We start from the raw sequence: 13,255 nt of genomic DNA, 5'->3' as shown, positions 1-13,255 counted from the left end.
TTTTTCTTAATAATCTTTTTTAGGCCAAAATCTTTAATAAACTTTAAAAACATAGTACTTTTACTTGTCGAATACAAAAATAATTCAAATATCTGTCTCCTCAATGATAATCTTTAAAAAGTATAGCACACCTGTAAGGCGGTTTATCCTGCTCGCGGCAATGGCAGGGCTCTTTGCCTGCGGTTCAACAGGGCTGCACAACACTAAAATAGAAGGCAAAAAAATCCCTGTCACCAAAGAGTATGCTGATACACAAGAGATTGAAGCTTTTATAAAGCCCTATCGCGACCACATCAACAAAGACCTTGACAGCGTGCTTGCCTATGCGCCGGAAACCCTTGATAAATCAAAATCAATTGAAGGCTGGCAAACGGCAATAGGCAACCTCATGGCTGATGTAACGCTGCAAGCTGCCGATAAAGTATTGTATGCACGCGAAAAAAGGCACGTCGACATCTGCCTTCTCAATCACGGGGGCATACGCTCGATCATCCCGAAAGGCAATGTGACGACGCGTACTGCCTTTGATATCATGCCTTTTGAAAACAGCATGGTGGTCATTGCACTTAAAGGCGAACAAGTTCGCGAAATAGCCGATTATATTGTCCGTGAAAAAAAACCGCACCCGCTTGCCGGAATGGAAATACACCTTGACAAAACTGCTACAATGGTAAAAGACATTACTGTACAGGGCAAGACGCTTGACATCAGCAAAGTATATAACGTTGCTACATCCGATTACCTGTCGAACGGCGGCGATAACATGGCGTTCTTCAAAAGGGGCGTCGCCACCTATGACCTTGATTACAAGCTGCGAAATGTCTTCATTGATTATTTTAAGGCAACCGACACTATTTATGCATCTAAATCGCTGCGCGTTATAACCGAAAAGCAATGAAAAGAAGAGATTTTATACAAAAAACAGCTGCCGGTAGCGCGCTTGTACTGGGAGGGTTATCGCTTAGCAGCTTTGACGACCCTGAAGTAAAAAAACTTACCATACTGCACACCAACGATGTGCATAGCCATATCGACCCATTTGCCATTGACGACCCGAAATACCCGAATATGGGCGGGGCGGCGCGGAGGGCAACGCTGATAGAGCAAATACGCCGCGAGAATTCCAATGTACTGCTGCTTGACGCGGGTGATATTTTCCAGGGTACACCTTATTTTAATTATTATGGCGGCGAACTCGAATTTAAGCTGATGAGCATGATGAAATACGACCTTTCCACCATGGGTAACCACGATTTCGATAATGGGATTGACGGCTTCCATGCGATGCTGCCCCATGCTAATTTCGACTTTGTTTCAGCTAATTATGATTTTAAGAACACGGTACTTAATGGTATTGTGAAGCCTTATAAGATCATTGTTAAAGACGGCATTAAGGTGGGTATCTTCGGGCTTGGCGTTGAGCTTCAGGGGCTGGTAGACAAGAAACTATATAAAGAAACAGTGTACCTCAACCCTATCGAAATAGCGCAGGACATGACACGTATCCTTAAACATAAAGAGAAATGCGACCTTGTGATCTGCCTTTCGCACCTTGGGTTTGCTTATCCTGACGAAAAAGAGAAAGTGAGCGACCTCGTGCTGGCATGGAGGACAAAGGACATCGACCTGATCATCGGCGGGCATACGCACACCTTCCTTACCAAGCCGCAAATTGAGAAGAACGTCGAGGGTAAAGAGGTTATGGTGAACCAGGTAGGCTGCTACGGCATCAATCTTGGGCGCATTGATTTTACTTTCGAAAAGGGGAAAAAATCGGGTTCGGGAAGGACGATAGTGGTTTAAGGTTTCGGGTTGTGGGTTTCGGGTTTCGGGTTTTCCTTTCGTGCGAAATTAAGTGTTTAATTTTACCACTAAGGCCGCAAAGTTCACCGGGAAATTTGTGGTAAAAAATATCCTGCAGGTTTAAAATTACTGTAAAAGATGAGAAACTTTTCCTTACTATTGCTGTAATCAAAACCAACTTATGAAACCTTTATTAAACTGCCTTTTGCTGTTCGCAGCCCTGCTTTCCAACACCATTTCGTCTGCACAGGAAACCGCCTCCCTGATAACGGAAGACGACTACAACCGCATTATCCCCTTCCTTATAAAAGAGGACTGGAAGGAAACCGAGAAGATTTCCCTTGAATTCCTGAAACGATTTAAAGGCGCAAACGAAATGAGCGATGATGCCGGTATTATTCGGTATATGTATCTGACATCAGTAAGCGGCCTTTTGGGAAATAAGGAAATTGATAAGGAGGCTGCCCTGAAAAAGCTAAAGGGGTTTGAGGGTAAGAATGTTATTACGCCTTACAATATGTTCAAAAAGGGAGGCATGTTCAATTATTTTTCACTTGATGAGGAAAGTAAAAACTGGTTGAAATGCTCTGCCAATGACAAAGCAACGACAATATATGCGTTTGAAACTTTTGAAATGGCCGACCAGGACATGGTAACCAATTACCAGCAATTCGAGGGCAGGAACATGAGGGTTTCGGCTATCATCAAATCTATTGGGGCCAGTGGTTATACGATGCCAAGGCTTGATATCAGGTTTACCAATACTGATATCTGGGATATGGAGGAATAAAAAAGGTGCTGAGAAGCTGAGGCGCTTAGTGGCTGAAAGTTAATGGCATTACGTATGCCGACCCGGATAGGTACCGTATTGTGATTGTAAAACCGTAATGTAGAGACGCATTGAATGCGTCTGACATATTAAATTATTCCTCTTTTATCTGAGAAAGGTCAATTCCAAGCTCCTCAAATTCCTTTTCGCCTTTCGATGTTATAAAATAGTGCTTATCGGAGAACTGCTCTTTTGCGATCCATCCCTTTTCGATAAACTGCTCTAATAATAAGGTAAGGTACCTAGCTTGCCGCCCAAGTGATCGTAGCAGGACTTTGCGGGTTTGTGTTTTGAAGTTTCCATGCGGGTCATGATTTATAGTAAATTTACAAAATCCCTTTAGTTAAAATCAAAAAAGGCATCACGAAAACCGCAATGCCTTTATATCGTATTCTAATCTGCTTAGTGTTTTAGCTTCGACTTATAGTTCTTTTTCAGCTTGTCCAATTTTGGCGTAATGACGGCCTGGCAATACGGCTGGCTGCTGTTTTGCGCATAATAATCCTGGTGGTAATCTTCCGCAGGATAAAACGTGGGCGCCTTCGTAATTTTGGTTACGATATTTTTGTCATAGATATGTTGGTCGGTAAGCAGCTTTATAAAATTCTCCGCTGATGCTTTCTGTGTATCAGTAGTATAAAATATCTCGCTGCGGTATTGTGTACCTACATCAGCACCCTGCCTGTTGAGCGTTGTTGGGTCGTGAGTCGCGAAAAAGACCTCCAAAAGGTCTTCATAGGCAACCTCGCTTGGATTATACGTAATCTTTATTGCCTCCGCATGGCCGGTTGTCCCTGTACACACTTCTTTATACGTGGGGTTTGCTTTTGTCCCGCCTATATAGCCCGACACTACTTTCTCCACACCTTTCAGCTCGGTGAAGAAAGCTTCGGTACACCAAAAGCAGCCTCCTGCAAATATGGCAGTTTCCGTCTTGTTATTATCCATTTTTAAGTCTCCTTTTTTATCTGTTAACTGAACATCCTTTTCTCCTTCGGCACCGTTATCCGCAACTTTCGAAGCCTTAGGACTGCCCTGGCATGACATTGAGATTGTGGCCAGCGCTATTGCTATTACTTTTTTCATTGATTATTGTTTTTCAAAATTAAATGATACAAAACGGTCCGGCAGGGCCGTTAACTAAACTTTACAATACTATATACGAAATATTGTGCCAAAAAAGATTTCACCATGTTTTAAAATGTTTGTTTCTTTGTGAAAACTGCACAAATGATACAGGCCACGAACATCCATAAATATTATGACCAGCTGCACGTCCTTAAAGGCGTAGATCTCCACATCAAAAAAGGCGAGATCGTTTCTATCGTAGGGGCATCCGGCGCAGGCAAGACCACGCTGCTGCAAATACTCGGTACGCTCGACCGGCCCAAAAAGGAAACGGGCGCTTCCCTTGTCATCAATAATGAGGATGTACTGAAGCTCAAGGATAAGGCGTTATCAAAATTCCGAAACCTGCACCTGGGGTTCATTTTCCAGTTTCACCAGCTGTTGCCCGAATTTACCGCACTTGAAAATGTGTGCATACCGGCTTTCATTGCCGGAAAATCAAAAAGCGCTACCGAAGCCGAAGCTAAAAAACTATTGGACTACCTTGGGCTTTCGCACAGGATCGACCACAGGCCGGGCGAAATGTCGGGTGGCGAGCAGCAGCGCGTAGCTGTAGCAAGGGCACTGATAAACAAGCCCGCCGTTATCTTTGCCGATGAGCCTTCGGGTAACCTCGATACCGCTTCTGCCGACAACCTGCACAAGCTGTTCTTTAAGCTGCGTGACGAAATGGGCCAGACGTTCGTGATCGTTACCCACAACGAAGAGCTTGCCAACATGGCCGACAGGAAGCTTGTAATGAGCGATGGGAGGATGATTTGATTTTAGAATTGAGAATTGAGATTGAGCTGAACCTGCCGATTACTTTTTTACTCTGCAACTCTGCAACTTTGCAACTCTGCAACTTTGCAACTCTGCAACTTTGCAACTCTGTAACCGGACTTTGCAACTCTCCTCCTCCTTCCGTACTTTTGCATTATGGAAAAGAAAATGGATGCCGGAGACCTCAAGGCTTTCCTCGATGAGAAAGTACTGCTTTACAACAAACCCGATTTTATAGACAGCGACCCGATACAGATACCGCACCTCTTTACCCAAAAGGAAGACATAGAGATTGCAGGGTTTCTTGCCGCGACCATTGCGTGGGGCAACCGGAAAATGATCATCAATAATGCAAAAAAGATGGTCGCATTAATGGGGGACAGCCCGTATGATTTTGTAATGGGCCATGAAGAACACCACCTGGAACCACTTGAAAGCTTTGTGCACCGAACCTTCAACGGCTCGGACTTTACGACTTTCATAAAAGCACTGCGGCATATTTACCGAAACTACGGCAGCCCTGAAGCGGTTTTCGCAACGCACCAGAAAGACGAAAGCCTGCAGCCTGCGATTCACGAATTTAAGAAAGTATTTTTTAAAATTGAACATCAAAACCGGACGCACAAGCACGTGAGCGACCCGTTGGCAGGTTCGGCAGCGAAGCGTATCAACATGTACCTCCGCTGGATGGTGCGCGATGACAACACGGGTGTTGACCTTGGCATCTGGAAAAGCATTTCGCCTTCGCTCCTCTCCTGCCCGCTCGATGTGCACAGCGGCAATGTAGCGCGGAAGCTTGGCATCCTTACCCGAAAACAGAACGATGCCAAAGCGCTGCTGCAACTGGATACCGCTTTACGCGAAATGGATAAAGCTGACCCCGTAAAATATGATTTTGCGCTGTTTGGGTTGGGGGTTTTTGAAGGGTTTTGATTGATATCCGAAAAACTTTAAAGTGAATTATTGTCATTTGATACTGAATTATAGGCAATTACCAAAATAGCGGAAAATTTTAAGAAAGTGCGGAAATTTTATATATTGCGCCTTCATTAACCAACCATTACTATGCTGATAATTCTTGAAATTTTAGGTTTTTTAATCTGCCTTAACAGTGGCATTCGCCTTTTGTTTGCAGTGAGTGTATATGCCGGCCTTAAGGGTGCCAATAAATGGACAGCCCAGGGCGAACAGGTAGAGATCAATAATGTGAACCTTAAAAAAGCGGTAAACACATTAAGGACAAATGCTATCCTGCTTGTAGTAGGCGGTATCCTGATATTTATCGGAGAAAATTACTCTCATTAAGAACACTCCCGCTTTAATCATGTTAAGGCCGACACAGATTACAGTGTTGGCCTTAGCGTGTTTGAAGGGTTTTAGGTATCTTTGCTGAAACTTCCAACTATGAAATATCTAAAATTCATCCTGATCGCTTTTACGGCGATGTTGTTCGCCAATACTGCGTCGGCGCAGCAAAAAACCGTACAGACTGCCATTATAAAAACTGCTATTTACTGCGACCACTGCAAGCAATGCGAAAGCTGCGGCGACCGCCTGCAAACCACACTGCTTAAAGAAAAAGGTGTCCAAATGATCGTGCTTGACGAAAAGGCCATGACTATTAAGGTGACTTACAATAGCAAAAAAACGGATCTTGATAAAATAAAGGCAGCCATCAGCAAATTAGGCTATGATGCCGACGATGTAAAAGCCGATATAACTGCCTACGAAGGCCTGGACGGCTGTTGTAAAAAACAGGGCTAGCCCTTTACGCGAATGACAAATACAGCTAACGTAGAAAAAGCAGTAAAGGCAACGTATTTCAGCCTTATTGGCAACGCATTGCTGGCGCTGATAAAAGGCACTGCCGGAATTTTTGGCAACTCGTATGCCCTTATTGCCGATGCAATAGAATCGACAACCGACATTTTTTCATCGTTCCTGGTGCTTATAGGAATCAAATATTCCAATAAACCTGCCGATTACAACCATCCGTACGGCCATGGCCGTGCCGAAGCGCTTATTACCTTTATTGTAGTAGGCTTCCTCATCACATCGGCCACAATCATTGCTTACGAAAGCATCGTTAACATCCAAACCCCGCACAGCCTCCCTGAATCATGGACGCTTTTTATACTGGGCGGCATCATCATTTGGAAGGAAATATCATTCCGCCTTGTAATGCGGAAGAGCAGGGAAACCAACAGTTCCGCACTAAAAGCTGATGCCTGGCACCACCGCAGCGATGCCATAACATCGGTAGCGGCTTTTACAGGAATCTCGATAGCCCTGTATTTTGGTAAAGGCTATGAATCGGCAGACGACTGGGCAGCGCTTTTTGCGTCGGGATTCATACTCTACAACAGCTACCTCATCTTCAGGCCGGCATTAGGCGAGATCATGGACGAGCACTTGTATGACGACATGGTGAACGATATCCGAAAGATAGCCGTTACCGTGAATGGCATACTGGATACCGAAAAATGCTTTATCCGCAAAGCCGGGATGCGCTACCACGTAGAGCTACATGCGGTGGTAGACGCTAATATATCGGTAAAGGCTGGCCATATCCTGGCCCATGAGCTTGAAGATGCCCTCCGCCTCCGGCTGCCTGAGCTTGGCCATGTACTGGTACACATCGAGCCCAATGATTATTCTTAGGAATTTCCATTTGCATTATTATACTGATGACAACATTCATTGCCCGTAATCTTCAAATATTTACCAACCTGAAATTCATACTTCTTTTAGATTAACCTTAACTTCTTGCATATCAAAGTTAATTACCTTTATAATAAAAACCACCACCATTATGAAAGGCAATTACACTGCAGAAACTTCCGTAACCATAGAAGCCCCCGCTGAAAAGGTTTGGAAAGCGATCACGACACCCGAGCTAATCGCCAAATACTTGTACGGAACTAAAGTAACGTCCGACTGGGAAGAAGGCAGCGCAATAGGTTATGAGGGCGAATACAACGGTAAGGGATATGAGGATAAAGGCACCATCAAGACCCTGATACCTAATGAAGTATTCGCTGCGACTTACTGGAGCTCGATGGGCGGCAAAGAAGACAAACCCGAAAATTATAACCTCGTGACCTATACGCTTACCGAAGGCGGCGACAGGACCGTAGTGACCCTGACACAGGATAACATTGCTACCGACGACGAAAAACAGCATGCCACTGCCAATTGGAACGGTGTGTTGGCCGAACTTAAAAAAGTGGCCGAGGGCTTGTAAGATGGAAAAGACAACAAAAGTCATCATCGCAGGCGCAGGTCCTACAGGCCTCGCATTGGCATGCCAACTGCTGCGCTATGGCATTGATCTCATTATACTCGATAAGAATGAAAGCACAACCTATCTTTCCAAAGCAATGGTGGTGCACGCCCGTACGCTGGAAATCTTTGACGAAATGGGCCTTGCCGATAAAGCCGTAGCTGAAGGGCAGATAGCGCAACAGTTTACCATACTGTCACACGGCAAGACGCAAGGACAGATGAAGATCGGTGCATTTGGAAAGGGGCTTAGCCCGTTCCCTTTTGCGCTTATACTGGAACAAAGCAAAACCGAACAGCTGCTGGCAAAACACCTTTCGGAACTGGGTACAAATGTCCAATGGAAAAGTGAAATCGTGCGTTTCGATAACACCGGTGATGGAGTGACCGTTTTTTATAAAGACGGCCAGGGAAATGAGCAAGTCATTAAAGGCGATTACCTTGTGGGGTGCGACGGTGCGGCCAGCCCGGTACGCCACCAGATTGGGCTTACTTTTGAAGGAGATACCCAGGAACGCACTTTTTTTGTTGCCGATGTAAAGATGGAAAGCCCGTTGACCGAAGATAAAGATGCCTGGTTCGTAATGATAGAGAAAGGCTTTGTACTTTTTTTTCCAATGGCAGGCGAAAAGCATTACCGCGTCATAGGCAGCGTGCCCGAAGACCTTGCCAAACGCGGAAAGGCTACATTTGCCGATATTGCAACGGACCTTATATCGCAGGCAGAAATCCCCCTGGAGTTTCCGGAGGAATACTGGTTCTCGACTTACAGGGTGCATAGCCGCATGGTAGAGTCGTTTAGTAAAGGACGGTGCTTTATTGCCGGCGATGCCGCACACATACACACCCCTGCAGGCGGCCAGGGTATGAACACCGGCATACAGGATGCGTATAACCTTGGGTGGAAACTCGCTTTTGTATTGCAGGGAAAAGCCAATGCCCGCCTGCTCGACACCTATGATGAAGAACGCCGTACCAATGCCGTAAACCTGCTGAAGACGACCGACAGGATGTTCGATATACTTGCCGGTACGAGCTGGCTTACCAATATCTTCAGGCTGTACCTCTTCCCGAAGCTTATAAAATTTGCTACCGAAACACCATTCATAAACAAGCGCATCTTCCCTACCCTGTCGCAAATTGGCATCAGTTATCCCGACAGCCCGCTTACCATAGAAAGCAGCCTCGGCAAGACAGAGGCCGGTGACAGGATGCCGTGGTTCATGATAAATGGCGAAAGCATTTATGACAAACTTATGGAACCCGCATACAAGCTGCTATATTTTGGCAATGAAAATGTAGCTGAAGTTACCTCTTCGGTTCCTTTATCAAAGCTGTCATTCAGCGAAATACCTGACCCTTTCGAAAGCCACAGTGATTTTTACATTGTACTGCGGCCTGATAATTATATTGCTTATATAGGGAAGGATCTTACGAAAGTAGAAAAGGCCCTGAAGCTCATGTAGTATTTAGGTAATAAAAAGGATGAACGTAAATAAACAAAATGGGCTGTCTCAATGACAACCCATTATTTTTTTAAGGTACTTTTGTTAGAGTATAATCCTGTTCGGGCACCCTTAACGTTGAAGGGGAATTTTCATCGGGCAGGATTTAATCTATTGTTTTACTAACATATATTCCCCAAAAGGAATAGTATAGCTTGTGTATGGAGAAATTTCAGTTTCTTCAAATTTTTTCATTCGCACTCCAGTATTCTTGAAAAGTAATTTTAAACGTTGTGTCCCTCCATTATCATTACGCTGAAATATCATTTCAGGTTCAAAACCAAATATATCCCTTGTGGGGTCTGAAAAAGCTAAAAGAATTTTTCTCTCGTTTGGCCCACAATCCTGACAATACATCATGCCTGGACCTATAATTACATTTCCGACAATATTATGTTTCCAATTAGAACTATTAAAAGTAAGGCTTGATAAAGTACTTATTTTTTCAACTCCATTTTCTATATATTTATATTCGCCTATAAGTACATCCTCATAATATTGAATATTCCCGTTATCAAAACTCTGCATTTCCTTTTTTTGTAGGGTAATTGTTAGTGAAGTCGTTCCATTGGTATATTTCCAGGTACCAACAAAATTATTCAGATCATTAAATGAATCTTTATAGTATGCTCCGGGAATATCCATATTATCTTCATACAATGATTTCACAGGTGTTTGTGCTTTGCAAGACAATGCAAATATTGCACTAATAATAAGAATTGTATTTTTCATAATTTTTTAATTAGTTGCACGGCATAGGTGTAATAATGTTTGTAGCGGGATTAAAGACTTGCCTATCCCATTGTGATAAATCATCATTTGCTTTATAAATTGAAAAACCTCCATAATTTTTCTCATTCATGTATTTAAACAAATCTATGAGGTATGCATCACTGCTTGGAGACTTACTAGTTTTTAAATATCTTCTCTTCAAATTAAGTCTTTCTGTATTCTTTTCTTCAAGAGTCATATTTGAATATGTTATACAAAAACTTCTGAACACAGTCCAATTGTCAATTTTTACAGCGAAAGTTTCAGTGCCATTTAGACCTCCTTTTACAGTTAATGTAAATACAAATTTACTATAATCTTTACTTTGATTAGCAGAAGGCACATAATCATTAGCAATTTTACCAAGCATATAAATATCTGCTATTGAAAACATCGGTGTAACTTCAGTAGTAGCCACGTCAGGATGAGTATGCGAAGCACCCCAAATATCACCCCCTGTAGGGACTTCCAATTCAATGTCTGAACCCGCCGCAAGTTGTAACTCTAATGGATCCTCACTGTCACTATATCCATATCCATGTTCTTTAGTATCACTTGTAGTACCTTTTAAAGTATTTATTGAATTCCTAGTTTTATTTGCATTATTAGGAAGATTTTTTGTCATTCTTTTTAACGCTTCACAATTCTTTTCATGTGGTGTTAAGATTGGCTCTATTATCCCAATCTCATCCTCACCTCCGCAGGGACTGCTTGGATCTACAGGTTTAGGATCTACAGCACCTGTCCTTAAATTGCGCGGTGATTTATGTATTTTGGTCCAACCACTATCATCCGGGCCAGTATTTTGAGCTGCTTGTATCATTAGCGCCAAGTATTTGGCATTTACAAGGTCCTGGTTGTAGTAGTAGCCGCTGCCGCCTGAGCCGCTGGAACCGCCACTTCCACCAGAGCCACCGCTTCCGCCGGAGCCTCCACCTGAGCTTCCGCCGCCTCCACCGGAACCACCACTATTTCCGGGCCCGCTGCCGCCGCTTACGGGAATATTGATATTAGGCTCATCGCCACAATCGAAGCCTGCATCAACATCCAGAATTTCAAACGAAATGATGCCTTTAAAATTTTCCAAACCGCTTTTTTCGGCGTTGTACTCCTGCGCGAATAATGGGTCCATCTCATATTTTATAACTACCGACTTTGAATAGGACCCTCGTTTCTTAAACACAACGTTATAAAAAACCTGCTCTGTAGATTTAGGGTCATTAAGCATATAGCTATAGTTGGCATCACCATTTTTGTACTTGACCTCATATACCTCATTATAGTCAATATAACCCTGGACATCTGCCAACTTTCGGAATTTGCTGTCGCCCGCAAAATGTTTAGAAAGGTTTGCCATACCCTGGCCGCCCGGTTTTTGTAAATGAGCTACTAATTCATCCTTCTTTTCGCGGGCTTCACTACCGGTAAGAATCCTGTGTTTAATCGCAGTTTCCATACTAATGGGAATATCATATTCCTCTGCACAATTTGTGAGGAGAAAAAAAGTAGCGAACAGCAGCAGCCACGGTTTTTAAATGTTTTTTTCATAAGCGTTTGTTTATTAATTGGTTTAATTTGATTGTTTTATAACAATAAGATCTACCAGTTTATTGCATAAAGTTTTCATTAATATTTTATCCGGTTTGGTGCTGTTAATAATAAAGAGTATCTTATCAATAAAAAGGTTGGAACAATTCAGTTTTTTTATCCTGACAAGATTACAGAATAAAATTACTTTGATCACAAGTAGAATTACGTGATTTATACAACCACGTATTTTTACCTGTGCGCCATTATGAGTTGTGAAGATATAGCAAAAGAACCATTAAAAAGAAATATTTACAAACTCTTAAATCTAACAATTGCTATGTCTGAAATACTTATTTTTACATTATAAAACGCCCAAATATGGCTGACATTCCGCAGCTGCGCACCGTAAACGTGACGCGCTATATAACACCGCTTCGCGAAGGGGGCTCACTGCCCGCCATTGCCGAAGCTGATGACAATTTTAACTACGTACTTAAATTCAAGGGTGCCGGGCATGGCACAAAGGCCCTGATCGCAGAGCTTATTGGAGGCGAGGTAGCAAGGGCGCTGGGGCTTCCGGTGCCGGAATTGGTGTATGCCAGCCTCGACGAAGCCTTTGGACGTACCGAACCCGATGAGGAAATTCAGGACCTGCTGCAGGCCAGCCAGGGGCTCAACCTCGCGCTGCATTATCTTTCGGGTGCCATAAATTTCGATCCTGTGGTCACCACTGTCGATGCTAAAATGGCTTCGCAGATCGTGTGGCTGGATGCTTTCATTACCAATGTAGACAGGACCTTTCGCAATACCAATATGCTTATATGGCATAAAGAACTTTGGCTGATAGACCATGGTGCCAGCCTGTACTTCCACCACGCTTTTGATGATCCCGAAGGTCACGCAATAGTTCCTTTTACTCTTATAAAAGACCATGTGCTGCTACCACAAGCTTCCCTGCTGGCCGAAGTTGATATCGAATACAAAGCGCTACTGACCGAGGCTAAGATACGCGCTATTGTGGCGCTTATCCCTGACGATTGGCTGCATTGGGAAGGAATGGAAAAGACACCCGATGCTATTCGCGAAGTATATTCGCAGTTCTTACTGACCCGTTTAAACAATTCAGACATCTTTGTAAACCAGGCACAAAATGCAAGAAAAGCACTTATATGAGTATGCGGTAATACGGGTGGTTCCGCGTGTTGAACGTGAAGAATTTATCAACGTAGGCGTTGTTGTATTTTGTAAAAGGAAGCGGTTTATCAAAGTGCTGTATACCATAAATGAAACAAAGCTTCATGCCGTTGATCCCGGGCTTGACATCGCACAGATAAGCCTCAACCTTATGTCGTTCGAGCGTATTGCCAGTGGCGCAAAAAATGGCGGCCCCATTGCGCAGCTTGAAGTGCCTGAGCGGTTTCGGTGGCTTACAGCGGTACGCAGTTCAGTCATACAAACTTCGCGGCCGCACCCGGGGCTTTGCGACGACCCTGATTATAAAATATTAAAAATATTTGAAGAAATGGTTTTATAATGTTTAACATTTAATCAAAACACTGAATCAACTACTAAAATTTTGTTAAGTTTAAATATTCAGCTATTTTTTGTTAAATTTACAAATAAACAAATACCAAAACTAATGTTG

15 protein-coding genes are annotated in these 13,255 nt (G+C 43.3%); 12 read left to right on the top strand and 3 right to left on the bottom strand.

Annotation, left to right across the window (positions count from 1 at the left end; translation table 11 throughout):
- Positions 1 to 103 precede the first annotated feature (103 nt).
- The 3 genes from HYN59_RS11130 to HYN59_RS11120 all read left to right on the top strand — a co-directional run bounded on the left by HYN59_RS11130 (position 104) and on the right by HYN59_RS11120 (position 2,593).
- On the top strand, positions 104 to 898 hold the full coding sequence (locus HYN59_RS11130; protein WP_108778326.1) for a 5'-nucleotidase C-terminal domain-containing protein: 795 nt from the start codon (positions 104 to 106) through the stop codon (positions 896 to 898).
- The gene (locus tag HYN59_RS11125; RefSeq protein WP_108778325.1) at positions 895 to 1,803 is read left to right on the top strand and encodes a bifunctional metallophosphatase/5'-nucleotidase; all 909 of its coding nucleotides are present in this window, start codon (positions 895 to 897) and stop codon (positions 1,801 to 1,803) included. The genes HYN59_RS11130 and HYN59_RS11125 overlap by 4 nt, the downstream gene beginning before the upstream one ends.
- A 181-nt stretch (positions 1,804 to 1,984) precedes the next feature.
- Complete coding sequence (locus tag HYN59_RS11120) at positions 1,985 to 2,593, top strand: hypothetical protein (RefSeq protein ID WP_108778324.1); 609 nt, start codon at positions 1,985 to 1,987, stop codon at positions 2,591 to 2,593.
- A 441-nt stretch (positions 2,594 to 3,034) separates the two neighbouring features.
- Here the strand turns inward: HYN59_RS11120 and msrA are convergent, their stop codons facing one another.
- Positions 3,035 to 3,580 carry a peptide-methionine (S)-S-oxide reductase MsrA gene (gene msrA, locus HYN59_RS11110; RefSeq protein ID WP_108779720.1) on the bottom strand — a complete coding sequence of 182 codons (546 nt, stop codon included), beginning with the start codon at positions 3,578 to 3,580 and terminating at the stop codon, positions 3,035 to 3,037.
- Between the two features lie 282 nt (positions 3,581 to 3,862).
- Here msrA and HYN59_RS11105 point away from each other — a divergent pair, with 282 nt between their 5' ends.
- The 7 genes from HYN59_RS11105 (at position 3,863) to HYN59_RS11075 (ending at position 9,270) form a co-directional block, all read left to right on the top strand.
- On the top strand, positions 3,863 to 4,522 hold the full coding sequence (locus HYN59_RS11105) for an ABC transporter ATP-binding protein (RefSeq protein ID WP_108778323.1): 660 nt from the start codon (positions 3,863 to 3,865) through the stop codon (positions 4,520 to 4,522).
- 168 nt (positions 4,523 to 4,690) lie between these two features.
- Entirely contained in the window at positions 4,691 to 5,455 is a 765-nt protein-coding gene (locus HYN59_RS11100) for a TIGR02757 family protein (RefSeq protein ID WP_108779719.1), read from the top strand.
- A 132-nt stretch (positions 5,456 to 5,587) separates the two neighbouring features.
- Entirely contained in the window at positions 5,588 to 5,827 is a 240-nt protein-coding gene (locus HYN59_RS11095; RefSeq protein WP_108778322.1) for a hypothetical protein, read from the top strand.
- Positions 5,828 to 5,926: 99 nt separating this feature from the next.
- Complete coding sequence (locus HYN59_RS11090) at positions 5,927 to 6,286, top strand: heavy-metal-associated domain-containing protein (protein WP_108778321.1); 360 nt, start codon at positions 5,927 to 5,929, stop codon at positions 6,284 to 6,286.
- Between the two features lie 12 nt (positions 6,287 to 6,298).
- A complete protein-coding gene (locus HYN59_RS11085) occupies positions 6,299 to 7,183 on the top strand; it encodes a cation diffusion facilitator family transporter (protein ID WP_108778320.1) in 885 nt (294 codons plus the stop codon).
- A gap of 151 nt (positions 7,184 to 7,334) precedes the next feature.
- Positions 7,335 to 7,766 carry an SRPBCC family protein gene (locus HYN59_RS11080; RefSeq protein ID WP_108778319.1) on the top strand — a complete coding sequence of 144 codons (432 nt, stop codon included), beginning with the start codon at positions 7,335 to 7,337 and terminating at the stop codon, positions 7,764 to 7,766.
- A 1-nt stretch (position 7,767) separates the two neighbouring features.
- Positions 7,768 to 9,270 (top strand): FAD-dependent monooxygenase, encoded by a 1,503-nt coding sequence (locus HYN59_RS11075; RefSeq protein WP_181369424.1) that lies wholly within the window; start codon positions 7,768 to 7,770, stop codon positions 9,268 to 9,270.
- Positions 9,271 to 9,420: 150 nt separating this feature from the next.
- On the opposite strand, the gene HYN59_RS11070 is transcribed toward HYN59_RS11075, so the two are convergent.
- Positions 9,421 to 10,041, bottom strand: a complete 621-nt coding sequence (locus HYN59_RS11070) for a DUF6705 family protein (protein WP_108778317.1) — start codon at positions 10,039 to 10,041, stop codon at positions 9,421 to 9,423.
- Between the two features lie 10 nt (positions 10,042 to 10,051).
- Entirely contained in the window at positions 10,052 to 11,536 is a 1,485-nt protein-coding gene (locus tag HYN59_RS11065) for a hypothetical protein (protein ID WP_108778316.1), read from the bottom strand.
- Between the two features lie 452 nt (positions 11,537 to 11,988).
- Here HYN59_RS11065 and HYN59_RS11060 point away from each other — a divergent pair, with 452 nt between their 5' ends.
- Positions 11,989 to 12,783 (top strand): HipA family kinase, encoded by a 795-nt coding sequence (locus HYN59_RS11060; protein ID WP_108778315.1) that lies wholly within the window; start codon positions 11,989 to 11,991, stop codon positions 12,781 to 12,783.
- A complete protein-coding gene (locus tag HYN59_RS11055; protein WP_108778314.1) occupies positions 12,761 to 13,144 on the top strand; it encodes a DUF3037 domain-containing protein in 384 nt (127 codons plus the stop codon). The genes HYN59_RS11060 and HYN59_RS11055 overlap by 23 nt, the downstream gene beginning before the upstream one ends.
- Positions 13,145 to 13,255: the final 111 nt, after the last annotated feature.

The organism is Flavobacterium album (genome assembly GCF_003096035.1).
In the GTDB taxonomy this organism is placed as follows: Bacteria; Bacteroidota; Bacteroidia; order Flavobacteriales; family Flavobacteriaceae; genus Flavobacterium; species Flavobacterium album.
The sequence above is the reverse complement of the archived record's forward strand: the minus strand, read 5'-3'. Positions and strand labels throughout refer to the sequence as shown.